Source organism: Nocardiopsis sp. TRM 82005 (genome assembly GCF_056312425.1).
The window spans coordinates 12,586-38,532 of sequence record NZ_JBWDTQ010000004.1 but is presented as its reverse complement, the minus strand read 5'-3'; the positions used below and the strand labels follow the sequence as shown (position 1 = coordinate 38,532).

The window sequence follows — 25,947 nt, the reverse complement described above, 5'->3', positions numbered from 1 at the left end:
TGAGGGAAGGGTGGAGCGTGCGGCGAACAGGCCCGTGAACCGGACGTCAGTGGTGGTGCACGGCCCGGGGACGGTGTCCGAGGCCGCGGGAGTCGCGGGGTGGGGCACCCCACTGGAGGCGGGGCACCCGCGAACCTCCGTCGTGCGGACCGCCTAGCGGTCGCCGTAGTTGTAGAGGGTTTCGTTCACCGGTTCCGCGGTGGCGGTCGAGTCCGTGGCGAGACTGGTGGCCACGAAGGTGGCGCCTCCCGCCAGGGCCGCGCCGATAACGCAGGCGGCGATTACCTTGATCACTTGGGGATCTCCTTCCGCGCGCCCGATCCTGCGCTGGGGCCGAAGCGCTGGAAAACGAGACTAGAACCTGATCTAGTCATAGACCAGATGATTGCCCCAACTGTAACCAACCCCCCGGTAACTTCCAACCCCGGAATGACAGCTTTATTGGGCTTTACATGCTGGTTCTGAACCCGCAGAAGGACCATGCCCTCTCCCTCCACCACCACGGACAGACCTTCCGCACCTGACCAGAACTGGTTATCGACCGACGCGGATACCACCACATGGCGCACGCCCAGAGCGCCCAGCGCCTCAGCGTCCAACAGCTCGGGCAGTCCGGTCCGGGCGTCCGGTTCGAGCACCCGGGCGACCCCGCGGGCACGGGCGTCCTCACCGGCCACCACCACGGAGCCGCCGTCCGGCGCGCCGACCACCAGGTCGTCGTTCCACAGGGTGCGCCGGTCGAAGAGCCTGGTCGCCGGGTCCAGGACGACCACCGAACGCCCGGACCAGTCCGGACCGCGATAGGCGCTCCAGGGCAGCACCAGCACCGCGCCGGGCCGGTCGTCGGCAGCCACCGCCGCCTGCGCCGCCCGCCACTCCTCGGGATAGTGCACCGGGGTCAGCCGTCCGCCCGCGCCCCACAAGAGCCCCGGAAGAACCACCACCGGCAGAAGTCCCACAAACACTGCGAGCCCCGCCCGCCACAGCGGGACGGTGCCGTCCGCCCCCGTCCCGGCACCACCCGAAGCGCGCACCGCGGTCGAAGACACCCGCCTCTCCTCGTGCTCACCCGGCACATCGGGCACACCCCTGACCCGGCGACCGGCCAGCCACCGGACGCAGACTCCAAGGCCCAGAGCCTGCACCAAGGCCAGCGGCGCCACGTACAGCTGGCCGTCACGCAGCGGGCCGAACCCCGGCCAGGCGTCGACCAACCAGACCAGCGATTCGCGCCCCGGCCCCGTGGCGCCCAGCAGGGCGAGTGCGAAACCCACGAGGGCGGCCACCGACAAGCCAGAGCCAACCGCCGAACGGCCCAGGCGCCCCCGACACAGCCACCACACCCAACCCACCAGCGCCATCAGGCACAGCAGGAGCCGCACCGAGGCCGTCACCGGATCCCCGTAACCCGCCGGGACCGCGCCCGAGTTCCACACCCCGCCCAGGAGCAGCAGGGAGCCGACCACCCCGAACGGGGTGTCCGAGCGGGCCGCGAACGCCTCCACCCCCGCCGGATCGGTGTCCGCATCGCTTGCCAGGGACGGCAGCAGCCACGGCAGGGAGACGGCCACCAGTGCCAGCGCGAACAGGCCCGCCCTCCTCCACCAGCGCCCGCCGCGGACGGGCTCCCCAGCCCCTGCACCGGTCCCCGCGGGGCCGGACCCGCCCGAAGGCTCCGCCGACGCGTCCGAGGCACCGGGACGGGGCCGCGCAAGCGCGACGGGACCTGCGGTGAGAGCGGTCAGCACCACCGACGAGAACCCGCCCACGGCAGCCGGGACCAGCGCACGCACCAGACCGGCGAACCCCGCCGCCGGCCGGGCCGCAGACAGCCGTGCGGAAGCCCCCACCACCCACGGCAGCCCCGCGTAGCCCAGCAGCACCGCCCACTGCCCCAGCAGCAGGCGCTCGGCCACGAACGGATTCCACACGTAGGCCAGCCCCGCGGCAGCCGACGCCAGCGGCCCCCCGACCAGACCGACGCGGCACGACATGCGCGAAGCCAGGCGCACGGCACCGGCCCCGCCCACGGCGAACACCGCCAGCAGTACGAGCGACTGCACGGCGTCCCCGGGCAGGGCGGCGGACAGCACCGCCACCACGGCGTCGCTGGGCAGCGCCCGGGGGAACCCGTCCGCACCACGCAGCACCGTGCCCAGCGACAGGTCGGGCACGAACACCATGTCGTAGCGGAGCACGTACCCCGGCCCCAGCGCCGGGCCGAGCACCAGCGCCCCGGCGAGCAACCCCACCGCCCACGGCAGCAGCCGGTCCGTCCACCGGCCCACTGCACCGCCGTCGTCTCCGGAGGCCATCAGTCCTCCGCGAGCAGGACGCTGTCGGAGTAGCCGCCCTCCGCGTAGTCGCGGTAGGAGCGGACCACGACCTCATAGGGGCCGGACACCGTCGCCGACCAGCGCGGCTCCTCCCCCACCGAGCCCAACGTGCGCCAGCCCCGCCCGTCCTCGGGGCCGAGCCCGTCACGCGGTTCGCAGCTGACACCCGGCTCCGGATCGGCGGGCGCGGGGTCCGGGGGGCCCGGTTCGGGCTCCGGCCGGGGTGTGGGCGTGGGCTCCGGACCGGGCCCGGGAGGGGTACTGCCCCCGTCAGGCGGACCGGTCCCGTCCCCGTCGGCCGTTTCGTCCGTCGGGACGCCGCCGTCCGCCGTGTCCGCGGACCGACGCCGGCCGTCGGCCGTCGAGCACTCCAGGACGCGTACCCACACCTCGTAGTGGGAGGCGTCCTCCACCTCCTCCCACTCCACGGTGCTCCCGTCGTCGCGGACCCGCACCCAGGAGGGCGCCGGCGGCGGATCGTCATCCCACACCAGTTGGAGGGGCTCGGACCCGGCCCCTTCGCCACGGCCCTTGAACGGACGCACCACGAACTCGTACCGGGCCCCGCTGAACAACGCCTCCACCAGCACGGACCGGACGTCGCCGTCGCTTTCCACACCCACGGGCAACACGGAGGGCTCGTCCGGATCGGGTGAGACCCGGCGCTGCACCACCCGGTAGCCGGTCGCCCCGGGCACGGTGTCCCAGCTGAGCACCAAACCGTCCTCGGATTCCTCCGCGACGAGCTCGGGTGCGGTCAGCGGGCCGACCGGCGGGCTCGGCAGCGGCCGCTGATAGGCCCGGCCCATCCCCAGGGGTTCGGCGAGCACATCGGCGAAGGCCGCGGCGATCTTCAGCTCACCGCGCGTGTTGGGACGCGCCTCGTCCCAGTTGTCGTGGTCGGGGGCGTACCCGTCGGAGACACGCGCGACCACCACGGGCGAGTCGTTGGAGGTGAGCTGCTCGGCGAGGTCGACCACGCCCATGTTGAACCGGTCGATCTCGGCGTTGATCCGACCGTCGTCACCGGTGCCCTCCACCGGCGGCAGCTCCCCGAGGACGAACCGTGTCTCCCCCAGCACGACGCGCACCGTGGACACCGTCTCACCGATCCCCTCCAGCGCCCGGTCGGCGCCGTCCCCGGCCAGGATGTCCTCGGCCCCGGCCATGAGCAGCAGGTAGTGCGGTTCGTACTCGGCCGCCACCCGCGCGACGTCGGAGGACAGTTCCCGCGCGGAGGCGCCCCAGCGGGCGGCGTGGTCGGTGTCGAAGCCGGGGACGGCGTAGTCCTGGTTGTCGAAGTCCCCCTCCTCCAGCCCGTACATGCCGTCGTAGGGGCCGACGAAGTCGACCTCCACCCGGGCCTCGCGCAGGTGGGACCACAGGCGGTAGCGCCAGGTGTAGTCGCCGCTGCTGCCCTGGGTCAGGGAGTCGCCGACGACCATGACGCGCAGCTCGCCCTCGGGCGGGCCGGGCACGGTGACGGGTTCGTCGGTGCGCTCCCCGCCCGCGCCGCCCGTCCCGCCGGAGCCGGTCTGGACGAGCAGGAGGGTGACGGCCATCGCGGCGAGCATGACGCCGAGCAGACCGAGCGGCCCCGGTTCGAAACGCGAGGGCCGGTAACGCCACGGGGCGAGGCCGCGCCAGTACAGGCCGCGGGGACGGGGCCGGTTCCGCCAGTTCCAGCGAGACGCCCGGAACCGGTCGGCCGTCCGCGGCGGAGGGCGCATCCCCGCGGTGGCCAGGGGCTCGGAGGGCTCATCGGCCCCTTCTCCCGGAGGGCCCGGGGCCTCCCCGCCGGACTCACGCGGGTCCTGCACCGTGCCGTCCTCGCCGTCGAGCCGTGCCTTCCGGAACAGGTTCTACCCTCACTCCAGTACCCCCGGTGAACATTGCGTCAACCAACCCATGACAAGAGTTCGTCAGACCAGACTAGAACTGGTTATATGGAAGACGTCAACCTTCCGTCGGCCCCCGGCCGAGCGGAGCCGCCGACAACGACGCCAGCGGCCGCTCCTCCCGTCCCACAAGCCCGGAGCGAAGCCGGTCGCGACCTCCCACGAGAAAGCAGGCCCGCCCGTGATCGGACTCCTGGTCGCGCTGCTGTCCGCCGTGGTCTACACCGTCGGCCTGACCGTGGAACAGCGCGCGCTGCACGGCTCGGAGTCCATCTCGATCAACCGGCCCCTCCACCTGGCGCGGGTACTTCTCACCAGCCCCCGCTGGGTGCTCGGCTGCGCCTTCGCCGCCCTGGGCAGCGTCGGCCTCATCGTCTCACTCGGACTGGCCCCGGTATCGGTGGCCCAGCCCGCCTTCGCCGCCGGGGTGGCCTGTGGCATCCTCGTCCTCACCCTCGTGCTGGGTGAGCGCATCACCCGGGGCGAGTACGTGGCACTCGGCGTCATGCCGGTCGCCCTCGGCCTGCTCAGCCTGTCCACCACCGACGGCGCCGAGACCGGCACCACCGCCGACACACCGCTGTTGGTCCTCATCAGCATCGCCACCGTGGCGGCCTGCCTGGTCGCCGTGAGCCTGGCCAGCGGCCGGGGCCGGTACATGTCGGCCGCCGCGATGGGCGTCGCGGCCGGCTTCGCCCAGGGCAGCGCGGGCCTACAGGGCAAGGGGCTGGGCGGACTACTGGCCGACCACGGCCTGTGGAACGCGGTCCTCCCCGCACTGCTGTCCCCCTACCCCTACCTGTACGCGGTCGGCTGGGCAGTGGGCATCGTCCTCTTCCAGACCTCGCTGCAGCGCTCCCGCGCCTCCATCACCGCTCCGGTGGCCAACGTCGCGGGCAACGTGTTCATGGTCGTCACGGGCACGGTCCTGTTCGGGGAACGGCTCCCCGACGACCCGGTCATGCTGGGACTGCGGATCGGCGGATTCACCCTGACCCTGGTGGTGATCGTCCTGGTACGCGGCAACGTGGCCCGGGCCGAGGCCGACACCGGCCGCAGGCGCGCCCGAGGCGCGGACCCAGCCCCCACCGGTGTCCGCGCCGAGCATCCCTGACAACGGTCCGGTGCCCGCCGTCGCGCGGGCCCCGCCCCGGGGCCCGTACCGCCACGGCACGGACCCCGCTGGTCAGGCGGACGGCCCGGCGCTTCCTCAGGCGGCCACCGACACGGCCTGGCGCAGACCGGGAGCGGCGACATCGGCCCAGGCCCGCACGAGGCTGTCGGGCTTGTCAGCCTCCTCCTCGGCCAGGATCAGGCCGGGCTCGGCCACCCAGGCGCCCAGGTCCGCCAGGAGGATACGCAGGTCCTCCTCGATGCCGCGGCTGTTACGCAGGTCCCCCACCACGGCCAGCGGCACCGCCACCGTGTGGCCCAGACCCAGTTCGGGCAACCGGTCGAGGAAGACCTTGAGCAGGCCGGTGTAGGTGCCGTGCGCCTGCGGGGATGCGACGAGCAGGACATCACTGCGCCCCACCATCTCCAAGGCGTCATCGACAGCGGCGGAGGACTCCGAGAGCAGTTCGGCGCCCAGCTCGGCGATGTCGATGACATCGGGCTGGGAGTCGACACCGGCGCGGGCGGACACCTCGGAGGCGGCGCGCAGCGCGGCGTCGTACACGGAGGAACGGACCTGGGGGGCGGCGACGAGCACGGTGAAGCGGGTCATGCGAGAACTCCTGGGTTCGGTCAGAGCGAGCCGGGTTCGACCGGAGGAAGCGTCAGGGGGCGGTGATCGGGACTGACACCGGAGAGGACGTCGTTCCTCTTACCGACACGGGAGCGGACCTCGTCGTCCGAGACTCGGCGTGTCGGGCCTGGCAGAGCTACTCCTCGGGCCGAAAGAGGGCCCGGGACCCAGAACTGGGAGAGATGAGCGTCCGGTGTCTGCGACAGGGCACGAAGCACGGGGTACACCCGTGGCGCGGGGCAGGGCCCCGCAAGGCGCTAGCTACGACAGAGCGCGCTCGCCTGCTGCCTCAGATCGACATGCAGGCGCTGGACAAGCAGCTCACCGGCGGACATGGCTCTATCATGCGGTGCCCCGGCCGCTATCGTCAATGCGTGTTCGCACCCCCGGTGGGAACGGCCGCGCCGCGCGCCGGGTGGTCCAGTTCGTGGACAGCCGTCCCAGGAAACGGGAGTGCCCGGTTCCGCAGGGGAAACGGAGCCCCGGGGAGGGGGCCGCGCCCCCCGCACCGGCGCCCCGCGCACAGCTGTGTAATGTGCGACACACCGCCAGCCGCCCCGTCCTCCGCCTGTTTCCAAGACCCAGGAGAGAGCCCGAACATGGTCCACACCCCCGTCACGCTCACCAACGCGCGCGTCGTAACCCCCCACGGAGTCCACGACGGATGGCTTCGGGTCGAGGACGGCCGGGTGGCCGCGCTCGGCACGGACGAACCCGCCCCCGCCGGCGGGGGCCGCGACGTCGGGGGAGCCTGGGTCGTGCCGGGAATGGTCGACACCCACATCCACGGCGGCGCCGGGCACGCCTTCCCCGACGCCGACCCTGAGGGTGCCGGGGAGATCGTCGCGTTCAACCGGGCCCGGGGGGTGACCTCGCTGGTGGGCGGCCTGGTCGCGGCCGCACCGGAGGACACCGTCCGCCAGGTGTCGGCGCTGACCGAGCTGTGCGACGCGGGCGAACTGGCGGGCATCTACCTGGAGGGGCCCTTCATCGCGCGCTCCAAGTGCGGAGCACACGATCCTGACCTGCTGCGCGAACCGGACACCGCCGAGTTCGACCGCTGGCTCGAGGCCGGTAAGGGGCACATCCGCATGATCACGGTGGCACCGGAGCTACCGGGCGCGTTGGAGCTGATCGGCGCGGCGACCTCCTCCGGCGTGACGGCGGCGGTGGGGCACACCGAGGCGTCCTACGAGCAGACCCTGGCGGCCTTCGACGCGGGGGCCTCGGTGGCCACCCACCTGTACAACGCGATGCGCCCGCTCAACCACCGTGACCCGGGGCCGATCGCGGCCGCGCTGGGAGACGACCGGGTGACGGTCGAGCTGATCCTGGACAACGTGCACGTCCACCCGGGTGCGGCCGGCCTGGTGTTCGGCGCCGCGGGCGCGAACCGGGTGTCACTGGTGACGGACGCGATGTCGGCGACGGGCCTGGGCGACGGCGAGTACACGCTGGGCGGCCTGCGGGTACGGGTGAGCGGTGGCGAGGCGCGCGTGGTGGAGACCGGGGCGATCGCCTCCAGCACGATCGTGCTGCCGCAGGCGGTGCGCAACGCGGTGGAGGGCCTGGGCGTGGGCGTGCCCGAGGCCGTGCGGTCGGCGTCGTCGGTCCCGGCGGCGGCCCTGGGCCTGGAGGGCGCGGGCCGGATCGAGGTCGGAGGCAGCGCCGACCTGCTCGTACTCGACGACGGCCTCTCGGTCAGCGAAGTGATGCACCGGGGTGAATGGGTGGCGTAACGGCGTGTCGCAACCTCGTTACGAACTAGTAATATAACACTGGGTGACAATGGCGGCGGGGCATCGAGGAGAGCCACCACGCTCGACACGAAAGGATCTGCGCCATGACCCAGTCGAGACAGGCGAAGAACCAACAGCCGGCCCGTGCGTCCTCCGAGGAGCACGAGCACCTCGGCAAGCTCGCCACCGAACTGTCCCGCTACGACCTGCGGGCGGACGTGGTCGACGGCCAGTCGCCCCGCCTTCGGGTGAGCAATCCGTCATCCGCCTGCGCGGTCGAGGACGTGATCTGTGAACGCCGGGAACACGACTACGCGTTCATCGTCTCGTTCGGGGTCTACCTGGGCAGTAGCGGAAGCCTTGGCGTCACGGCCCACAAGGTCGCGTGGCTCGTGGGAGCCGTCGAGGAGTGACACCCGCGCGGACGGGGGCGGTGCCGACCAGTACCGCCCCCGTCCGGGTGTATGGCCCTGGACGGAGAGGGAGAGGCCCATGGAGCTTTACGTTGTAGATTATTTGGTTGGGCCAGGGGCTCCGCCGCTTGCCGCCGCTTCGCCTCCGGGAACAGCACCGGGCGTGTTCGGGGACCGGCTTTCGCCGACGCGGGGGAAAGCGTCCACGGGACACGCTCTAGAGTCGGTGCCGTTGTACCCCCACTCTCGACGGAAGGCGAGCCCATGGACTACGTCAAACTGGGCCGGACCGGACTCGACGTCTCCCGCGTCACACTCGGGTGCATGAGCTACGGCGATCCCACCAGGGGCAACCACGACTGGACCCTGGACGAGGAGGCCAGCAGGCCCTTCATCCGCCAGGCGGTCGAGGCGGGCGTCAACTTCTTCGACACCGCCAACACCTACTCGGACGGCAGCAGCGAGGAGATCGTCGGCCGGGCCCTGGCGGAGTACGCCGACCGCGACGAGATCGTGCTCGCCACCAAGGTGTTCGGCCGTATGCGCAAGGGGCCCAACGGCGGCGGGCTCTCACGCAAGGCCATCATGACCGGGATCGACCACAGCCTGCGCCGCCTGGGCACCGACCACGTGGACCTGTACCAGATCCACCGCTGGGACCCCGACACCCCGATCGAGGAGACCGTCGAGGCCCTGCACGACGTGGTCAAGGCCGGAAAGGCCCGCTACGTGGGCGCGTCCTCGATGCACGCCTGGCAGTTCGCCAAGGCGCTGCGCGTCGCCGACGTCAACGGCTGGACCAGGTTCGCCACCATGCAGAACCACTACAACCTGCTCTACCGCGAGGAGGAGAGGGAGATGCTGCCGCTGTGCGCCGACGAGGGCATCGGGGTCATCCCGTGGAGCCCTCTGGCACGTGGCCGCCTCACCCGCGAGTGGGACGCCGAGACCGTGCGCAGCCGCGGTGACGCGTTCGGCGAGAGGTTGTACAAGGAGGCGGAGCGCTCGATCGTGGACGCGGTCGGCGAGGTCGCGAGGAGGCGCGGAGTTCCCCGGGCCCAGGTCGCCCTGGCGTGGGTCTCCCGCAACCCCGCGGTGACCTCGCCGATCATCGGCGCCACCAAGCCGCACCACCTGGACGACGCGGTCTCGTCGCTGTCACTGGAACTGACCGACGCCGAGGTGGAGGAACTGGAGCGCCACTACGCCCCGCGCCCGGTCTCCGGGTTCTGACCCGGCGCGGAAGCGGGGCCCGGCCCCAGGGGGTGACGCGGCCGCGTCACCCCCGCCATACTCGCCCCATGAGCAGTCTCCACCCCGGGGAGGTCCCCGCCGACGATCTGGGACGCCCCGTCACCCTGCCGGGGCCGGTCCGGCGGGTCGTGTCCCTGGTGCCCTCGCTGACCGAGGCGATCGCCCACACCGCCCCGGAAGCGCTGGTCGGCGCGACCGTGTGGTGCACGCACCCGGCCGGCCTGGAGGTGGAGCGGCTGCGCGGCACCAAGAACCCGCACGTGCGGCGGATCGTGGAGCTGGCGCCGGACCTGGTGGTGGCCAACCGGGAGGAGAACCGTGAACGGCACGTGCGGGAGCTGCGGAAGGCGGGGGTCCCGGTGTGGGTGACCGACATCCGCACCGTCCCGGGCGCGTTCGCGTCCATGCGCCACCTGTTCGCGGCCTGTGGGTTCGCGGTCCCGGACTGGCTGGCGCGTGCCGAATCCGCCTGGTCGTCCCCCGCCCTCCCCGGCCCCCGAGTGGCCGTGCCGATCTGGCGGGACCCGTGGATGTGGGTCGGCGGCGACACCTACGCCGACGACGTGCTGTCCCGGCTGGGCGCGGTGAACGTGCTCTCCGGGGGGCGTTACCCGCAGCTCCCGCCCGAAGAGGCCGCCGCGGCCGGGCCCGACGTCGTGGTGTTGCCGGACGAGCCCTACCGCTTCACCGCCGACGACGGCCCGGACGCCTTCCCCGGGCTGCCCTCCGCACTCGTCGAGGGCAGGGACCTGACCTGGTACGGACCGTCGATGACGGCCGCGCGGGAACGGTTGGCGACAGCGCTCGCCCCCTTCTCCGGTGCGCCCGGCCGGCCCGGCGGCACGTGAGCAGTCGGGTTCAGTCGCGCGCGGTGACGCGGATCTTGGACTGGCCGTGCGGCAGTTCCTCCCAGTCCCGCATGAACCGTGCCGACAGCCCGTGCCTCTCCGCGAGCTTCACCAGCGTCTCGGTCCGGTAGTAGAAGTCCTCCCGCAACACGTGGTGCTCGACGTTCTCGGTCCGGTCGTAGGTGAAGTCGAAGAACCCGCCCGGTGCCAGGATCCGCCCGACGTGGGCCAGGCACTCGTCGATCACCTCGATGGGCGAGTGTGAGAACACGCTGTGCGCGTGCACCACGTCGAAGTACCCCTCCGGCAGGAAGGAGAAGGTCAGATCACGTGTGATGGTCATGTGCGGCAGCTTGTCCTGCAACCCGCGCTCGGCCAGCACGTCCTTGGCCGCGATGAGGATGTCCGGGGAGATGTCGATCCCGTAGTAGCCACCCGTGTCCAGGTAGTCGATCAACCGCCACCCCGCGCGCAGGTTGCCGCAGCCGATGTCCAGCACCCGGTGCTGGGGCATGAGACCGTGCTCGACCAGGTAGTCGAACTGCACCCGCCCCAGTGCCAGCCAGCGCTCCCTGCTCTGGCTGCCCACCGCCGATTCGGGCCCACGGGCCGCGTCGGAGGCCATCACCGCGCGGTAGTAGTCCACGTGGTCTCGGTGGGTCAGGCGCAGTTTCAGGTCCCGGGCCGAGCGGCGCACGTACGGCACCACCCTCCCGGGATTGCGCAGGGCGTAGCGCACCTTGTGCACCAGGGACGACCGGTCGGCGTTGAGCGAGGTGGCTGTCTTCTTCGGCATCTGAGGGGCTCTCCTCTGTCCAAGGGACTCAGCACGCCCGCGGGCACGGGGCCGGTGGTCACCCGAGGCTAGTTCCTCGACGGCGCTCGCGACAGGTCCGCCGCCCCCCGGCCGTGTCCGACACCGCGTCCCCGGTGACGTCGGCCGCCGGAGCCGTCATCTCCGCGCGCGGTCGCGGAGGGCGGCCGCGAGCCGTGCGAGGCCCCAGAACAGGACCATCACGAAGAGCACCCCCACCACGAACCCGGCGGCGGACCCGGCCCAGTCCGCGGCGCCTTCCGTGTCGGCCGCGTCCTCCACCAGGCCCAGGATCGACCAGGCCCCCGCGACCACCGCCACCAGGAGGCTGGCACCGATGACCAGCCCGCCCCTGACACCCACGAAGTAGCGACGGCCGGGTTCCGGCGGGGAGTCGAGTTCGGCGGCTGGGCCGGCGGTGACGGACCCGGGCCGTTTGAAATAGGCCAGGACGGACCAGCTGCCGCACGGTTCCCACCCCTCGGGGGCAAGACGCCCGGCGAGGCGCTCGCGGTCGCCCCGGCCGGAGCAGAGCTCCTGGCGGTACTCCCATGTCTGCGGACGCTCGGGGGCGCGGCGGCTGACGAAGCGGCCGAACCGGTCCACCCGCTCCACCTCCCAGCCCTGCGCCCCCATCTCGTTGAGGCGGGCGGGGCCCTCGAAGGCGTCGGCGGACCAGAGCAGCGTGTCCTCCTCGGGCTCGGCCGCGCCCTGCTCCTCGGGGAAGAAGGTCAGCGCGGCGGCGAACTCCTCCACCGGCCCGAACTCCTCCTCCGGGTCGGCGCCGCTCTCGGCCGTGTGCGAGGCCAGGTCGTCCAGCAGGGCGCGGGAGCGCTCGCTGTCCACACCCTGTTCGCGCAGCCGGTCGGCGAGTGCGGTGAAGTAGTCGCTCATCGAATTCCTCCGTCTGCGAGTACCGAGCGCACCGAGGCGTCGAACTCCATCCAGGCCGCGCCCTGCTCCCTCAGAACGGCGTGCCCTGCGTCGGTCAGTACGTAGTAGCGGCGACCTGGGCCCTTGTCCGCCGCACGGTACTCGGCGGCCACCAGCCCGGCCTCCTCCAGCCGGTTGAGCACGGGATAGAGCGTGCCGCCGCGGATCCTGCCGAAGCCGAAGTCGTCCAGCCTCCTGGCGATCGCGTACCCGTAGCTCTCGCCTTCGGTCAGGCTGGCCAGAACCAGGAGGTCGAGCACCCCCTTGAGCCAGCTCGCACGGCGGTCCATACGTCTCTCCCCCTTCATCGGGCGCTGCCGACACCGATTGTCCCGGACTCGGGGAGGGCCTTCTCCCGCCTCGGGGCGAACACGAGGGCGCGCAGGTCCACCAGAACGTGCAGGAAGATCGGCAGCAGCAGGCTCCCGGTGCTCAGGTAAACGTTGGTGAGGGCGAGGCCGAACAGGGTGACGAAGACGAGTCCCGTGAAGCCCTGGTAGAGGTGAGCGAAGACGAAGACGGCCAGGCTGATTCCGGCGGCGACACGGACGTCCAGGCCCAAGGAGACGCCGAGGGCGATGAGCAGGCCGCGAAAGACGATCTCCTCGCACACGCCCGCGGTGACCGACGCTCCGGCGGCGGCCCAGCGCTCGCGCCTGTCACGCGGCAGCATCGCCGATACCGCCTGCCGGCCCGCGGCGAGCCTGCGCTCCAGCCCGGTCGCCCTCAGCAGCACGAGAACCACCACGACCCCGAACAGTATGCCGGCCATCGTTCCGAGGGTGTCCGTCATACCGCTCTCGGGAACCGCGATCCCCACGTCGGCGAACCGCAGTCCGGACGAGAGGGCGACGATCAGCACGGTGACCGCGGTGAGCCCCCACCAGACGGCGGCGCCCGTGCCGTAGAACCGCACCAGCACGCCGGGGACGGTGTCGCGCACCCGCTCCAGCCGGGCGTAGGCGCGCTTGCCCCACCACGGCTCGACGGCCAGCAGGTAGAACACGACCAGCACGGCCAGTCCCAGACCGAGCACTGAGAACTCCATGCCCTGGGGAAACGACATCTCCGCCACCTTCGGTAGTTCGTCTGTACTACCTAGACCGTAGAGCTATCTAGTTAGGATCGCAACCTAGGTGCCCATGCCGAGCACAAGTGTGCGTGCGTGTTCCGGGCATGAAAAAAGCCCCCGACCGCTCAGGAAAGAGCAGGTCGAAGGCATGGAACCGAGACGCCGAGGGGGCATGGGGGCATGGCGGAAAAAAGCGCGGGCCGCCGCGAGGAGGCCAGAGGCCTCCGAGCGGCAGCCCGCGTCTCGTGGAGGTGGCGGGAATCGAACCCGCGTCCTTCAGCACCGAGCCAGGGCTTCTCCGGGTGCAGTCCGCGCTGTCGTTCTACTCGGCCTCAGCGCTTACACGGACACATCGCTGACAGGCCCAGCCACGTGGATGTCCCGCTCAGGCCCCGTGGCCTGATCTGAGCGGTAAGTCATCTAGCTGATGCCGGGATCTGGGCCGATGACGAGCCCAGGCCGACAGAGACGCTATCGCTTAAGCAGCGAGAGCGAACTCAGTGCGCTTAGAATTGGCACTTGTGTTTACGCGAATGCAGGATTAACGAGGTCACAAACGCAACCCTCGACCCGCTTCCCCTGGAACGACTACCGAAGTCGAAACCGATCACCCCCTGTGGAGTTGTCACAGCCTCCCCGCCTGGCGGGCGGAGCGGCCGACATGCGAGCGGCGAACCGCTTACGCGTTCGATCACTCTACCTGTTGAACAGTACGGGGGCCAAGCTCATTCCCGGTCACGGTAAAGAATCCCCAGCCGTCTCCCGAACAGGGAGAAACCCCCGCGGGCGCGGACTCCAGATGCGGTCGACGCGACCCGCGAGGGCGGTCGGCAGGGTCGGGCCGACCTTGGGAAACGACAGGATCTCCCCCGAGATGAGGTCCTGCCTCTCACACTGGTCCGCTTACCCCCTGTTGCGGTCCAGTCATAGGGAAAGACGCGGGCGGACCCCCGAAAGGTTGCCCGGGGTCCGCCCTCCGCCTCGTCCTCCGCATGTCCTCACCAGCGGTCAGGGCCCTACCAGCCGGTCCCCTCGGTGCCCGTCACGGCTTCGGGGGGCGGTGCGTTCGTATCCCCCTGGGGGAGTCCGGCCTCCCCTTCGGGCACGCCGTTGGCCATCGAGGTGAGGAAGGTGCCCGCGGCGTCCACCGCGTACTGCGACAACAGGGTCGTCTCCGGGTTCACCTCGGCCAGCACGGCGAAGGCGACGTCGTCCTTGTAGCCGACGAACCAGTGCAGGTCGGTGCCGTCCTGCTCGGCGCGGGCCGCCTGACCGTGCGCCCCCTCCCCGGTGGCGAGCAGCTGGGGCATCCGGTTGGCCACCGCGTCCCGCATCCCCTGGCGGACCACCTCCAGGTGGGCCTCGTCCAGAGCCGTCTCACCGTCGGGGGCCGGCCCCGCCTCGGGCACCAGGGTCGGCGCGTGCCAGGTGCCGTCCGCGATCGCCGCCGCGGCCAGCGCCATCGACAGCGGGCTCACCCGGACACCGTGCTCGCCGATCATCGCCGAGGCCACGTCCACGTCGTCGTCACCGATGGAGACCGCACCCGAGGACGCCGGGACCGGCAGCTGCCACTCGGTGCCGATCCCCAGCCGCCCGGCGGTCTCGGCGATGGCGTCCGCACCCACGTCGGCGGACAGTCCGACGAACCCGACGTTGCAGCTGAAGGCCAGGTTGCGGGCCAGGTCCGGCTCACCGGACAGGAAACCGGAGCTCGGGTTGGTGAAGGTCCTTCCGCCGACCTCGGCCGAGAAGCCGCAGGGCACCACGCTGTCCGGGTCGGCCGCGCCCGTCTCCAGGGCGGCCAGGGCCGAGACCGGGGTGAAGGCGCTTCCCGGCGCGTAGGAGCCGGTGAGCGCGCTGTCGTCGGCGGTACTGTCTGAGGCGCTGGCCGCGGCCATGATCTCGCCGCTGGTGGTGTCGACCGCCACCAGGTAGCCGTCCGCGGGCATCGAACCCAGCGCGTCCTCCGCGGCGCGCTGCACGCCCATGTCCAGGGTGGTGTCGATGACGCCGCTTCGCTCGCCCTCCCAGGACTCCAGGACGTCGGTGATCGCACCGGACTGGTCCATGGAGACGACCTGTGTGGTGCCCGAACCGGCCAGCTCGTGCTGGAAGATGTTCTGTAGCCCGCTCAGACCGACGGTGTCGCCCGCCTGGTAGGGCCCCGGCACCCGGGAGGACACCCTGTGCTCGGCGGTGCCCGCGACCTCGCCCAGGAGGAACGGCGCCACCGACGGCGTCATGTTGACCTCGACCTCCTGTGTGTCCACACCGGAGATCTTTCCCGCCTCGTCGAGCAGGTTCCCGTCCACGCTGGAACCGCGCATGAGCACGAGCGGCTGGAACTGCTCTGGCGGAGCCGAGCGCACCCGGTTCAGCAGCTCACCGGGCTCCTCGCCGAGGAGTTCGGCGAGCTGGGTGACCCCGGCCTCCTTGTCCTCCATCTCGGCGGGAAGGACGCCGAAGGCCGTCACGCTGTCGGCGGTGACGAGCGGCTCGCCCCCGCGGTCGAGGATCTGGCCGCGCTCCTGGCTCTCGTAACTGACCGCGAGCCGTTCGTCCTCGCTCAGGTCGGGGTGCAGGACGCTCGTCGACCAGGCGATCCTCCAGCCGTCGGCGCCCCATTCCAGGGGCATGCGCCCGGTGTAGTTCCAGGTCGGGTCGCCGATACCGAGGTCGGCGTGCGCCCCGAACTCGGCGTCGGCGGAGTCGCCGTCACGGGAGATCGGGCCCAGGTCGAACCTGAGGGAGGCCAGGTCGAGCTGCTCACGCATGTCCGTGAGCGCCGCCTCCACCTGTTCGGGGTCTCCGTCGGTGTAGGTGGCGGCCTCCGCGTGGTTCCCGTCCTGCCAGGCGAGCAGGAAGGACCTGACCGCCACCTCCGGACTGGGGTTCGGTGTGCACGCGGCCAGGGTCGCGGCGAGGAGCAGGCCGCTGCCAGCGGACATGATCCGGCCAAGGGGACGGGGGGACACCGTGTGTGTTCCTTTCGGGCGCCTCATCGACGGCGGCGGAGCGCGCGTTCAATGTCCCGCTTCGCCTCGCGCTCGGCGATGTCGTGGCGCTTGTCGTACTCACGCTTACCGCGGGCCAGAGCGATCTCGACCTTGGCATACCCCTCGCTGAGGTACAGGGAGAGAGGGACGAGCGTGCGGCCGGGCTCTCGGGTCTTGCCGATCAGCCGGGAGATCTCCTCGCGGTGCAGGAGTAGCTTACGCGATCGTCGAGCGGAGTGGTTGGTCCATGTGCCCTGTGAGTACTCGGGGATGTGCACGTTCTCCAGCCACACCTCGCCGTCGTGGATGTGGGCGAATCCGTCCACGAGGGAGGCCCGGCCCTGTCTGAGTGACTTGATCTCGGTGCCGGTGAGGACGATGCCCGCCTCGTAGGTCTCGTCGAGGCGGTAGTCGTGCCGGGCCCGTCGGTTCTGCGCGATGAGCTTGCGCCCGGTTTCCCGTGCCACAGGTGTGTCCCTTCATACGTCCGGGGGGCACGAGGCCCCCCGGTTGTGAATCCTCCCGCCCCCGGCGGCTCCCTCAGACCTTGAGGTAGCGGCGCAGGGTGAGGAACGAGGTGATGGTGCACAGCAGGACGCCGAGGATCACCGAGACGCCGATGACGTACAGCAACGACCCCGTGCCCAGAGCCACGTCGAACTGGAACCAGTCCTCGATCTGCGTGAGAAGTGTGTACCGGGTGGCCACGATGAACCCGGAAGCGATCAGACCACCGATGAGGCCGGCGACCGCGCCCTCCAGCAGGAAGGGAAGCTGGATGTAGAAGTTCGACGCACCGACCAGGCGCATGATTCCGGTCTCCCGGCGGCGGCTGTAGGCCGACAGCCGGATGGTGTTGCCGATCAGCAGCGCGGCGGCCGCCAGCTGGACACCCGCGAGCACCAGCGCGGCCGCCCGCAGACCGTCCAGCAGGCCGAAGAACTGTTCGAGCACACGCTGGTCGTCGGAGACGGTGTCGACACCCGGGGCGCCCTCGACCGCGTTGCGCACGGTGTCGTAGTGGGACGGATCGGTGAGCTGGACCCGGTAGTTGTCCGGGATGTCGCCCTCCTGCGCGGCGTTGGCCAGCGCCTCGTTGGAGGAACCGAGCCGGTCCTGGAAGTCCTGCCAGGCCTCGGCCGCCGTGAGGTAGTCGTAGCTCGCGACCTCGGACAGGCCGTCCAGTGTGTCCTCAAGGGCCTGGCGGTCCTCCTCCGAGGCCGCGCCGTTCTCCTGGCAGGTCTGGGTCGGCGAGATCTCGTTGCACATGTAGACGGTGAGCGTGATCCGCTCGTCCCAGTAGTTGCGCATCTCGGAGACCTGCTGGTTAACCAGTAGACCGGCGCCGAACAAGGTCAGTGAGATGGCCACCGTCGTGATGACGGCGATGGTCATCGTCAGGTTTCGGCGAAGGCCGATCCACGTCTCGGAGAGAACGAATTGTGCTCGCATGATCTGTTAAAGGTCCATCCTTCGGGGCTTTGCCGCGCCGGTCCTCGCAGCAAGAGGTCAGTACGCCTGGCCGTAGACGCCGCGCGTCTGGTCGCGCACTACCAGGCCCTCTTCAAGCTCGATCACGCGCTTACGCATCGAGTCGACGATGGCGGCATCGTGGGTCGCCATGACGACTGTGGTGCCCGTGCGGTTGATTCGGTCCAGCACCTTCATGATGCCGATGGAGGTCGCGGGGTCGATGTTTCCGGTCGGCTCGTCGGCCAGCAGGATCTGTGGGCGGTTGACGAAGGCGCGGGCGATGGCCACGCGCTGCTGCTCACCGCCGGAGAGCTCGTGGGGCATGCGTCCGGCCTTACCCTCCAAGCCGACGAGCTCGACGACCTCGGGAACGACCCTCTTGATGAAGCGCCGGGGCTTGCCGATGACCTCCAGGGCGAAGGCGACGTTCTCGAAGACGTTCTTGTTCGGCAGCAGGCGAAAGTCCTGGAAGACGCAGCCGATGCGGCGGCGCAGGTGCGGCACCTTCCAGTTGGACAGGCGCGCCAGGTCCTTTCCGGCGACGTGAACGCGCCCCTTGTCGGGCTTCTCCTCCTTGAGTACCAAGCGGAGGAAGGTCGACTTCCCGGAGCCGGACGGGCCGACGAGGAAGACGAACTCGCCCTTGTCTACGTCAATGGAAACGCCGTCGAGCGCGGGGCGCTTCTGGGTCGGGTAGACCTTGGTGACGTTATCGAAGTGGATCACAGGCGCATCACAAGGTTCTCGAAGGTATGGGCACCCGCCGTGGAGGGCTCTCCGCGCGGGATCGTACCGGCCGCATGGCCAACCGACAGTTTAGAGGGGGGAGCGGCCCGGATTGTCCAAGTCGCGTCACGCCCCACGGATCAGTGCGCTGCCGAACGGCAGCCACGAGCATATCGGAGGTGTCAACCGAGAATAACGTTCATATATAGCCGTTTCGGTAAAACTGTGGAGTCGTGATCATCACCATTGGGATACAACATCCACGTGTGCCCCACGCTTCTCGCCCGTGGTGTGTGTGAGGCGACCGGGCGTGTCCCCGGACGCGTCCCGCGCACTTGACGAGCCCCGCCGGTGAGCCGTCTCCTCCGCGTCGCTCCGAGCTCGTGGGGACCGGCTCCGCCGATGGACGCGAAGGCGTCCACAAGGTCACCCCCTAGTCGTTCCCCGAGCGCTCGCGGCTGCGCATCCAGCGGATCTCGGCGTCGATGAACCCGTCGATCTCCCCGTCCAGGACGCCCGAGGTGTTGCCGGTCTCGGCGCCGGTGCGCACGTCCTTGACGCTCTGGTAGGGGTGCAGCACGTAGTTGCGCATCTGGGTGCCCCAGCTGCTGACCGAGTCGCCGCGGATCTCGTCCAGCTCCGCCTGCTCCTCCTCACGCTTGCGCACCAGCAGCTTGGCCTGGAGCATCGACATCGCCGTGGCCTTGTTCTGTAGCTGCGACCGCTCGTTCTGGCAGGACACCACGATGCCGGTCGGCCGGTGGGTGATGCGCACCGCTGAGTCGGTGGTGTTGACGCCCTGGCCGCCGGGGCCGCTGGAGCGGTACACGTCCACCCGCAGGTCGCTCTCGTCGATCTCGATGTGGTCGCTCTGCTCCACCACCGGGACCACATCCACCCCCGCGAACGAGGTCTGGCGCCGGTTCTGGTTGTCGAACGGCGAGATGCGCACCAGGCGGTGCGTTCCGTGCTCGCCGCGCAGGGTCCCGTAGGCGAAGGAGGTCCTGACCGCGAAGGACGTGGACTTGATGCCCGCCTCCTCAGCGTAGGAGGTCTCGTAGATCTCCGTGGGGTAGCCGTGCCGTTCGGCCCAGCGCAGGTACATGCGCTGGAGCATCTGTGCCCAGTCGGCGGCGTCCACGCCGCCCGCCTGGGAGTTGATCGAGACGATGGCCTCACGTTCGTCGTGGGGACCGTTGAGGAGGGTGCGCACCTCCAGTTCGCCGATGTCCTTGCGCAGCTGTTCGAGCTCGCGGTCGGCCTCGGCCCGGGTGTCGGCGTCGTCCTCGGCCGCGGCCAGTTCGTAGAGCACACTGAGGTCGTCGAGCCGCTGCTCGATGCCGCCGACCTTGTTGACCATGGACTCCAGGCCGGAGAGCCGACGCGTCACCTTCTGCGCGTTGTTCTGGTCTGACCACAGCTCGGGGTCCGCTGCCTGCTCGCGCAGCTCGGCGATCTGGGTGTGCATCGCTTCCAGATCCAACACGGCGGTGACACTCGCCAGGGTCGCCGCGAGGTCCTTGATTTTCTCTGCTGGGTCCAGTTCTGCCACGGACCCCAGTGTAGGGCCCAAACAGTGCACGGGTTCCCCGCGCGAAGTGCGCGGGGAACCCGTGCCCCGTGTCCGCGGCCGGACGGGCCGGAGCCGCGGGCTCACCGCGCTAGTCCACCAGGCCTCGGAAGGACCGCAGCGCCACGGACAATGTGGCCAGGTCGAACCGCTCGTTCTCCTGGATCTCCGACAGCGTGATCCCGGCGCGCTCCACCCGGTCCCGGTTCTGGTCGAGCCACGCGGCGATCAGCTCCGCGGGTGCCTCCGCCGGACCGCTCTCCAGCACCCGGGCCGTCAGGTCGGCGTGCGCCGCGTACAGGTCGTCGCGCAGCGAGGCCCGGGCCGTGGTGGCCCAGCGGTCGTCCCTCGGCAGGTCGATGATCCGCTCGCGCCACCAGCTGATGTTGAGCCGGTCGGCCAGTTCGAAGTACAGCTCGGCGACCTTCTCCACCGGACGGCCGGTGCGGTGTGCGATCTCCACCAGGTCCAACGTGGAGTAGGCGGGCACCATCACGGCCACCTGCTCGGCCAGCTCGACCGGCACGCCCAGCGACGTGTAACGGTCGCGGCGCTCGACGAAGGCCTCGCGGTCGCGGCCCCGCAGCAGCTGGTCCAGTCGCGGCAGCACCTCTCCCACGCCCTCGGCGAAGTAGCCGATCTCGCTGCTGATGTCGAAGGGGAAGGTGCGGTTGCGCAGCAGCCACCGGGCGGAGCGCTCGGCGAGCTTGCGCGTCTCCAGCAACAGGATGAGCTGGCTGTCCACCAGGATCTGGTGGTCCAGCTCCTCCACCCGGCCCCAGAACCGGCGCAGGCCCAGCACCTCCTGCACCACCAGGTAGGCGCGGGCGATGTCGGCGGAGTTGGAGCCCAACTCCTCGTTGAGACGGAACGCGAAGGTCACCCCGGAGCGGTTGACCATCTGGTTGACGACCTGGTTAACGATGATCTCCCGGCGCAGCGGGTGCGAGGCCACGCCCTCGGCGAAGCGCTCCGACCGCAGCGGCGTCGGGAAGTACCCGTACAGCGTGTCGGCCAGGTAGGGGTCGTCGGCCAGGTCGGACAGCCCGATCTGCTCCTTGAGGCTGATCTTGGTGTACGACAGCAGAGTCGCGAACTCCGGGCTGGTCAGCCCCCCGCCCCCCGCGCGCCGCTCCGCGATCGTCTTGTCGGAGGGCAGGTCCTCCTGCTTGCGCTTGAGGACCTTGGCGCGCTCCAGGCTCCGCATGTACCGGCCGTGGACGTGCAGCATCTGCTTGTCCTGCTTGCGCGAGGCGGCCAGCACGGTGTTCTGCGCGTAGTTGTTGTCCAGGACCAGCTCGGCGACCTCGTCGGTCATGTCGATGAACAGCTGGTCGCGGTCGGCCTTGTCCAGCTTCCCCGCCTGCACCTCGCGGTCCAGCATGATCTTGATGTTGACCTCGTGGTCCGAGGTGTCCACGCCGGCGGAGTTGTCGATGAAGTCGGTGTTGACCCGGCCGCCCTCGCGCGCGAACTCGATCCGCGCGGGCTGGGTCAGTCCCAGGTTGCCGCCCTCACCGATCACCTTGACGCGCATGTCGGCGGCGTCCACGCGCAACTGGTCGTTGGCCTTGTCGCCCACGTCGGCGTGCGACTCGGTGCTGGCCTTGACGTAGGTGCCGATACCGCCGTTCCACAGCAGGTCGACGGGCGCGGTGAGCACACGCCGGACCAGCTCGTCCGGGGTGAGTGCCTCCACCCCGTCCTCGATGCCGAGCGCCTCACGCACCTGCGGGGTGACCGGCACGGACTTGGCGGTGCGCGGATGCACGCCGCCGCCCTCGGAGATCAGCTTCGGGTCGTAGTCCTCCCAGGTGCTGCGGGGCAGATCGAACATCCGCTTGCGCTCCACCCAGGAGGTGTGCTCGTCGGGGTCGGGGTCCAGGAAGATGTGGCGGTGGTCGAAGGCGGCCACCAGCCGGATCTGCCTGGACAGCAGCATCCCGTTGCCGAACACGTCCCCGGACATGTCGCCGACACCGACGACGGTGAACGGCTCTTCCTGCACGTTCACGCCCATCTCGCGGAAGTGGTACCGCACCGACTCCCAGGCGCCGCGCGCGGTGATGCCCATGACCTTGTGGTCGTAGCCGACCGAGCCGCCGGAGGCGAAGGCGTCGCCCAGCCAGAAGCCGCGCTCGGTGGAGATGGCGTTGGCGGTGTCGGAGAAGGTGGCGGTGCCCTTGTCGGCGGCGACCACCAGGTAGGAGTCGTCTCCGTCGTGCCGGACGGTGCGCTCGGGGTGGACGGTCTCACCGTCCGCGAGGTTGTCGGTGACGTCCAGCAGGCCGCTGATGAACTGCTTGTAGCAGGCCACGACCTCGGCCGTCACCTCCTCGCGGGTGCCGTTCTGGGGCAGACGCTTGCACACGAAGCCGCCCTTGGCGCCGTTGGGGACGATGACGGCGTTCTTCACCATCTGGGCCTTGACCAGGCCCAGGATCTCGGTGCGGAAGTCCTCGAAGCGGTCCGACCAGCGCAGCCCGCCGCGCGCGACCGCGCCGAAGCGCAGGTGCACGCCCTCCACCCGCGGGGAGTACACGTACATCTCGTATCGGGGCCGCGGATGCGGCAGGTCCGGGATCTGCTGCGGGTTGAGCTTGAGCACCAGGTAGGGGTGGCCCTGGTAGTGGTTGGTGCGCAGGGTGGCGCGGATGGCCGCCAGGAACGAGCGCAGGATGCGGTCGTGGTCCAGGCTGGCCACGGCCTCCAGCTCCCCCTCGACCTTGCGGACGAGGACGTCGGTGCGGTCGTCGCGGCCCTCGCCGGACTGGTCAGGGTCGAAACGGGTCTCGAACAGCTCGACCAGCAGGTTGGCGATGCCCACGTTGGCGACCAGGACGTCGGCCAGGTACTCGGGCGTGAACGTGGAACCGGTCTGGCGCAGGTACTTGGCGTAGGCACGCAGCACGGTGAGCTGGCGCCAGTCGAGCCCGGCGCGCACCACCAGGGCGTTGAACCGGTCGCTCTCCCCGAGGTCGCGCCAGGAGGCGTCGAAGGCCTCCTCGAACAGGTCCTTGAGGCGGTCGGGCGCAAGGTCGGAGGCGGGGATCGGGCCGAGGCCGAAGTCGTAGACCCACACCCGGCCCACGTCCCGGACGGTGATGTCGTAGGGCCACTCGTCGACGACCTCCACGCCCAGGTTCTCCAGGACGGGCAGGACCCGCGAGAGAGAGATGGGCTCCCCGATCCGGTAGAGGCGGAACCGGTAGCAGCCCGGCTCGGCGTCCTCACGCTGGTACAGGACGGCCGAGAACTCGCCGTGCAGCCGCCCGGGGTCGGTGCGTGAGGTGAGCTTCTCCAGCTCGCCGATGTCGGCGGCCGCGGTGGCGGGGCCGTTGTCGACCTTGTACGCCTCGGTCAGGCCGCTGGCGTAGCGGTCCTTGAGCTCGGTGGCGCGCACGGGGCCGAAGGCCTCGGTGAGGGCGTCGTCGAAGTCCGCGTCCCAGGAGCGGGCGGCCTGGCGGACCTTCTCCTCCAGGGCGACCTGGTCGATGTCGGCGAGGGTCTGGCCGTGCTTGGCCCGTGCCACCAGGTACAGGCGTGCGAGCGGGGCGGAGCCGATCAGCACGTTGTGGTCCATGGTGGCGCCCTTGAAGGCGTCGGCGAGGACGTTCTGGATGTCCAGGCGCACACGGGTGCTGTACTGGTCGCGCGGCATGTACACGAAGCACGACATGTACCGGCCGCCGTAGGGGTCGCGGCGCATGAACAGCTTGGTGCCGCGCCGGTCGCGCAGGCGCAGGACGCCGCGCACGATGTTGTACAGCTCGCCCACCGGGATCTGGAGGAGCTCTTCGCGGGGGAAGGTCTCCAGGAGCTCGATGAGGTCCCTGCCGTCGTAGCTGTCGGCCTCGAACCCGGCCAGGGACAGCACCTCGGCCTGCTTGCGGCGCATGATGGGGATCTGGGAGATGCTGGTGGTGTTGGCCTGGGAGGTGAACAGACCGAGGAAGCGGCGCTCACCGACGATGTTGCCTTGGGCGTCGAACTTCTTGACGCCCACGTAGTCCAGGTACTTGGAGCGGTAGACGGTGGCGCGGGAGTTGGCCTTGGTCAGGACGAGGATGTAGGGCTCGCGGGCCTTCGCGCGGATCTCGGGGGGCAGGGCGGCGAAGCTGGTGGAGGCGGGTGAGTCCATGCGCAGGATGCCCAGGCCGGAGCCGGGTTCGGGGCGTAGGGAGTCGTCGCCGTTGTCGTCGGTGACCAGGCCGTACTCGCGGTAACCCATGAAGGTGAAGTGGCGCCCGGAGATCCAGCGCAGGAAGTCGACGCTCTCGCCGATCTCGCGCGGGTCCACTCCCCCGGCCACGAGACGGTCGGGGTAGGCGGCCAGTTCGTCGGCGATCCGGATGGCCCGGTCGCTCATCTTGGCGGTGTCCTCGTCCACGTAGCGCACGTCGGCCAGGACGCTCTCCACGCGGTCGGCGATCTGCCTGAGGCGTTCGGAATCGGCCTGCGGGCCGATCTCGATGTGCATCCAGGACTCGTCGATGGGCAGCAGGCCGTCGCCGCCGGCCTCGGGCTCCACCTGACGCAGGCGCCCGTCCAGATCGCGGCCGACGGTCATCTGCGGGTGGATGATCAGCCGGACCCCGGCGCCGATGTCGCTGAGGGCCATGGCGACGGAGGAGACGAGGAAGGGGGCGTTGTCGGTGACGATCTCCAGGACGCTGGTCTGCTGGTCCCAGCCGTCTCGCTCCGCGTCGGGGGTGTAGACGCGGACCTTGGCCCTGCCGGGTGTCCGGTCGGCACCGAAGGCGAGGTGGGCCTCGGCCGGACCGCAGATCTGCTCCGGGGAGCGGCCGCTGATCTCGTCCGGATCCGTGTGGCGGTAGTACACGGGGAGGAAGCGCCGGACCGAGTCGGCCTCCTCGGGGCTGATACGCGCCCCCGGGGACCACTTGGCGGCCGCGTCGCTGAGCAGCTTCTGGAGATGGACGTCGGATTGCCCGGACATAGGGATCTCTCACTCCTTTGTGAGCAACGTCGCACGCGCGCTGGCGGAACACCCGGTCATATGACCTGTGAACTTCTGTGCTGGCGTGTGATTTCGCGTGAGCACCCTGGGACGCAAGGAACCCACGGACATGGCGGTTGAGGTTGGGCCTGTGCGCACAGGCGGTCGGGATGCGGGGCCTCGGACCACGCTGTCCCGGCCCCGCCCGCAGCCCAGGTTACTGGCTTCCGGACCCGAGAACAGGACCAACACCGTTACATGGTGATTACCTACTGTTAGAAACAGATTGCGGTGATCGGTGACTGTGTACACGGGCCACCACCTACCCCGCGGGAACAGAGGACATGTCGTTACTGGGCCGCTGCCTGCTGGACCGCGGTCATCACGGCACGCGGATCGGTCAGGTCGGGCAGGACGACGACCGCTCCGGCCTCGCGCAGCTGACCCTCCGTCGCCGAACCGTTGAGTACCGCGACCGGGACCGCACCACCGATCACGGCGGCGCGCACGTCCGGTACGGAGTCGGTGACGAATACCGTCTCCTCCTCGGTGTAGGCCCGCCCGTCCTCGCCGGCCGCGTGCAGGCGGATGGACTGGATCAGGCTGGACTTGGGGTAGCTGACCGAACCGTATCCGCCGATGGCCAGGTTGAGGTAGACGTCCAGCCCGAAGGCGACCAGCTTGGCCGTGGCGTTGGTTCGGGTGCTGCCGCTGACCACGGTTTGGACGGTGTCGGGCATGGAGGCCACCGCCGCCAGGGAGGCGGCCGCACCGGGCATCACACGGCCCTTGGCCAGGATGTCGTCCGAGCGGTTGCCGAAGGACCCCTCCAGGGCGGTGAGAAAATCAGCCAGGGTGTCGTTGTCCGGCTCGATGTCGACGTAGTTGCGGGCGCAGAACTCGAAGAACATCTCCGAGTCCGTGCGGCCGGCCGCCGAGGTCAGGTAGACCAGCGGCTCACCGGTGACCTTCTCGAATGCCTCGGCGTAGGCGGCCCTCATCACCTGCCCCACGTCGAGGAGGGTGAGGTCGATGTTCCATAGCACCAGGCGGCTAATGGCTGACTCCTCGCAGAACGGACCGGTCGGGGACCACTCCCTCTTGCCGTACGGGCCGACGGGGGCGGAAACCTGCGTCCGGGACCGGCCACGGGCCCCGCCCCGGG

The 25,947-nt window shown here is 70.2% G+C and carries 20 protein-coding genes and 1 other RNA gene; 5 read left to right on the top strand and 16 right to left on the bottom strand.

Annotation, left to right across the window (positions count from 1 at the left end):
- Nucleotides 1-153: 153 nt before the first annotated feature.
- The 3 genes from AC0T5L_RS01530 to AC0T5L_RS01520 are packed head-to-tail and all read right to left on the bottom strand — an operon-like array spanning nucleotide 154 to nucleotide 4,066.
- The gene (locus AC0T5L_RS01530; RefSeq protein WP_013154713.1) at nucleotides 154-294 is read right to left on the bottom strand and encodes a hypothetical protein; all 141 of its coding nucleotides are present in this window, start codon (nucleotides 292-294) and stop codon (nucleotides 154-156) included.
- Nucleotides 291-2,315, bottom strand: a complete 2,025-nt coding sequence (locus AC0T5L_RS01525) for an MmpA family trehalose lipid delivery protein (RefSeq protein ID WP_476163502.1) — start codon at nucleotides 2,313-2,315, stop codon at nucleotides 291-293. Before AC0T5L_RS01525 ends, AC0T5L_RS01530 begins: the two co-directional genes overlap by 4 nt.
- Entirely contained in the window at nucleotides 2,315-4,066 is a 1,752-nt protein-coding gene (locus AC0T5L_RS01520; RefSeq protein WP_476163677.1) for a GDSL-type esterase/lipase family protein, read from the bottom strand. Before AC0T5L_RS01520 ends, AC0T5L_RS01525 begins: the two co-directional genes overlap by 1 nt.
- Before the next feature lie 349 nt (nucleotides 4,067-4,415).
- Between AC0T5L_RS01520 and AC0T5L_RS01515 the strand changes: the two genes are divergently transcribed.
- Nucleotides 4,416-5,348: a hypothetical protein gene (locus AC0T5L_RS01515; RefSeq protein WP_476163501.1), complete on the top strand. Its 933-nt coding sequence runs from the start codon at nucleotides 4,416-4,418 to the stop codon at nucleotides 5,346-5,348.
- A gap of 96 nt (nucleotides 5,349-5,444) precedes the next feature.
- Here the strand turns inward: AC0T5L_RS01515 and AC0T5L_RS01510 are convergent, their stop codons facing one another.
- Nucleotides 5,445-5,960, bottom strand: a complete 516-nt coding sequence (locus tag AC0T5L_RS01510) for an NADPH-dependent FMN reductase (RefSeq protein WP_476163500.1) — start codon at nucleotides 5,958-5,960, stop codon at nucleotides 5,445-5,447.
- A 620-nt stretch (nucleotides 5,961-6,580) separates the two neighbouring features.
- Here AC0T5L_RS01510 and nagA point away from each other — a divergent pair.
- The 4 genes from nagA (at nucleotide 6,581) to AC0T5L_RS01490 (ending at nucleotide 10,235) form a co-directional block, all read left to right on the top strand.
- Nucleotides 6,581-7,720 (top strand): N-acetylglucosamine-6-phosphate deacetylase, encoded by a 1,140-nt coding sequence (gene nagA / locus AC0T5L_RS01505; protein WP_476163499.1) that lies wholly within the window; start codon nucleotides 6,581-6,583, stop codon nucleotides 7,718-7,720.
- 104 nt (nucleotides 7,721-7,824) lie between these two features.
- Entirely contained in the window at nucleotides 7,825-8,133 is a 309-nt protein-coding gene (locus AC0T5L_RS01500; RefSeq protein ID WP_476163498.1) for a hypothetical protein, read from the top strand.
- A 264-nt stretch (nucleotides 8,134-8,397) separates the two neighbouring features.
- Complete coding sequence (locus tag AC0T5L_RS01495) at nucleotides 8,398-9,366, top strand: aldo/keto reductase (protein ID WP_476163497.1); 969 nt, start codon at nucleotides 8,398-8,400, stop codon at nucleotides 9,364-9,366.
- Nucleotides 9,367-9,434: 68 nt separating this feature from the next.
- Nucleotides 9,435-10,235 (top strand): helical backbone metal receptor, encoded by an 801-nt coding sequence (locus AC0T5L_RS01490; protein WP_476163496.1) that lies wholly within the window; start codon nucleotides 9,435-9,437, stop codon nucleotides 10,233-10,235.
- 10 nt (nucleotides 10,236-10,245) lie between these two features.
- On the opposite strand, the gene AC0T5L_RS01485 is transcribed toward AC0T5L_RS01490, so the two are convergent.
- The 12 genes from AC0T5L_RS01485 to AC0T5L_RS01430 all read right to left on the bottom strand — a co-directional run bounded on the left by AC0T5L_RS01485 (nucleotide 10,246) and on the right by AC0T5L_RS01430 (nucleotide 25,828).
- The gene (locus tag AC0T5L_RS01485) at nucleotides 10,246-11,031 is read right to left on the bottom strand and encodes a class I SAM-dependent methyltransferase (RefSeq protein ID WP_476163495.1); all 786 of its coding nucleotides are present in this window, start codon (nucleotides 11,029-11,031) and stop codon (nucleotides 10,246-10,248) included.
- A 156-nt stretch (nucleotides 11,032-11,187) separates the two neighbouring features.
- Nucleotides 11,188-11,943, bottom strand: a complete 756-nt coding sequence (locus AC0T5L_RS01480) for a DUF2812 domain-containing protein (RefSeq protein ID WP_476163494.1) — start codon at nucleotides 11,941-11,943, stop codon at nucleotides 11,188-11,190.
- Nucleotides 11,940-12,272, bottom strand: coding sequence for a PadR family transcriptional regulator (locus AC0T5L_RS01475; protein ID WP_476163493.1), 333 nt, complete (start codon nucleotides 12,270-12,272; stop codon nucleotides 11,940-11,942). The genes AC0T5L_RS01480 and AC0T5L_RS01475 overlap by 4 nt, the downstream gene beginning before the upstream one ends.
- Nucleotides 12,273-12,286: 14 nt before the next feature.
- Nucleotides 12,287-13,048 carry a CPBP family intramembrane glutamic endopeptidase gene (locus AC0T5L_RS01470; RefSeq protein WP_476163492.1) on the bottom strand — a complete coding sequence of 254 codons (762 nt, stop codon included), beginning with the start codon at nucleotides 13,046-13,048 and terminating at the stop codon, nucleotides 12,287-12,289.
- Nucleotides 13,049-13,297: 249 nt separating this feature from the next.
- Nucleotides 13,298-13,669, bottom strand: a transfer-messenger RNA (tmRNA) gene (gene ssrA, locus AC0T5L_RS01465).
- Nucleotides 13,670-14,070: 401 nt separating this feature from the next.
- Entirely contained in the window at nucleotides 14,071-16,032 is a 1,962-nt protein-coding gene (locus AC0T5L_RS01460; protein WP_476163491.1) for a penicillin-binding transpeptidase domain-containing protein, read from the bottom strand.
- Nucleotides 16,033-16,055: 23 nt separating this feature from the next.
- A complete protein-coding gene (gene smpB, locus AC0T5L_RS01455) occupies nucleotides 16,056-16,520 on the bottom strand; it encodes an SsrA-binding protein SmpB (RefSeq protein ID WP_476163490.1) in 465 nt (154 codons plus the stop codon).
- Between the two features lie 73 nt (nucleotides 16,521-16,593).
- Nucleotides 16,594-17,505, bottom strand: coding sequence for a permease-like cell division protein FtsX (ftsX, locus tag AC0T5L_RS01450; RefSeq protein WP_476163489.1), 912 nt, complete (start codon nucleotides 17,503-17,505; stop codon nucleotides 16,594-16,596).
- Nucleotides 17,506-17,562: 57 nt separating this feature from the next.
- Nucleotides 17,563-18,252, bottom strand: coding sequence for a cell division ATP-binding protein FtsE (gene ftsE / locus AC0T5L_RS01445; RefSeq protein ID WP_476163488.1), 690 nt, complete (start codon nucleotides 18,250-18,252; stop codon nucleotides 17,563-17,565).
- A 433-nt stretch (nucleotides 18,253-18,685) separates the two neighbouring features.
- The gene (prfB, locus tag AC0T5L_RS01440; RefSeq protein ID WP_476163487.1) at nucleotides 18,686-19,804 is read right to left on the bottom strand and encodes a peptide chain release factor 2; all 1,119 of its coding nucleotides are present in this window, start codon (nucleotides 19,802-19,804) and stop codon (nucleotides 18,686-18,688) included.
- Between the two features lie 109 nt (nucleotides 19,805-19,913).
- A complete protein-coding gene (locus AC0T5L_RS01435; RefSeq protein ID WP_476163486.1) occupies nucleotides 19,914-24,782 on the bottom strand; it encodes an NAD-glutamate dehydrogenase in 4,869 nt (1,622 codons plus the stop codon).
- Nucleotides 24,783-25,132: 350 nt separating this feature from the next.
- Nucleotides 25,133-25,828 (bottom strand): HAD family hydrolase, encoded by a 696-nt coding sequence (locus AC0T5L_RS01430; protein WP_476163485.1) that lies wholly within the window; start codon nucleotides 25,826-25,828, stop codon nucleotides 25,133-25,135.
- Nucleotides 25,829-25,947 lie beyond the last annotated feature (119 nt).

What these genes read in the sequence shown, in the direction of transcription:
- AC0T5L_RS01525 (WP_476163502.1), bottom strand. Translation starts at nt 2,315, where the DNA reads ATGGCCTCCGGAGACGACGGCGGTGCAGTGGGCCGGTGGACGGACCGG.
- AC0T5L_RS01520 (WP_476163677.1), bottom strand. Translation starts at nt 4,066, where the DNA reads ATGCGCCCTCCGCCGCGGACGGCCGACCGGTTCCGGGCGTCTCGCTGG.
- AC0T5L_RS01510 (WP_476163500.1), bottom strand. Translation starts at nt 5,960, where the DNA reads ATGACCCGCTTCACCGTGCTCGTCGCCGCCCCCCAGGTCCGTTCCTCC.
- nagA (WP_476163499.1), top strand. Translation starts at nt 6,581, where the DNA reads ATGGTCCACACCCCCGTCACGCTCACCAACGCGCGCGTCGTAACCCCC.
- AC0T5L_RS01500 (WP_476163498.1), top strand. Translation starts at nt 7,825, where the DNA reads ATGACCCAGTCGAGACAGGCGAAGAACCAACAGCCGGCCCGTGCGTCC.
- AC0T5L_RS01495 (WP_476163497.1), top strand. Translation starts at nt 8,398, where the DNA reads ATGGACTACGTCAAACTGGGCCGGACCGGACTCGACGTCTCCCGCGTC.
- AC0T5L_RS01490 (WP_476163496.1), top strand. Translation starts at nt 9,435, where the DNA reads ATGAGCAGTCTCCACCCCGGGGAGGTCCCCGCCGACGATCTGGGACGC.
- AC0T5L_RS01485 (WP_476163495.1), bottom strand. Translation starts at nt 11,031, where the DNA reads ATGCCGAAGAAGACAGCCACCTCGCTCAACGCCGACCGGTCGTCCCTG.
- AC0T5L_RS01480 (WP_476163494.1), bottom strand. Translation starts at nt 11,943, where the DNA reads ATGAGCGACTACTTCACCGCACTCGCCGACCGGCTGCGCGAACAGGGT.
- AC0T5L_RS01475 (WP_476163493.1), bottom strand. Translation starts at nt 12,272, where the DNA reads ATGGACCGCCGTGCGAGCTGGCTCAAGGGGGTGCTCGACCTCCTGGTT.
- AC0T5L_RS01470 (WP_476163492.1), bottom strand. Translation starts at nt 13,048, where the DNA reads ATGTCGTTTCCCCAGGGCATGGAGTTCTCAGTGCTCGGTCTGGGACTG.
- ftsX (WP_476163489.1), bottom strand. Translation starts at nt 17,505, where the DNA reads ATGCGAGCACAATTCGTTCTCTCCGAGACGTGGATCGGCCTTCGCCGA.
- AC0T5L_RS01435 (WP_476163486.1), bottom strand. Translation starts at nt 24,782, where the DNA reads ATGTCCGGGCAATCCGACGTCCATCTCCAGAAGCTGCTCAGCGACGCG.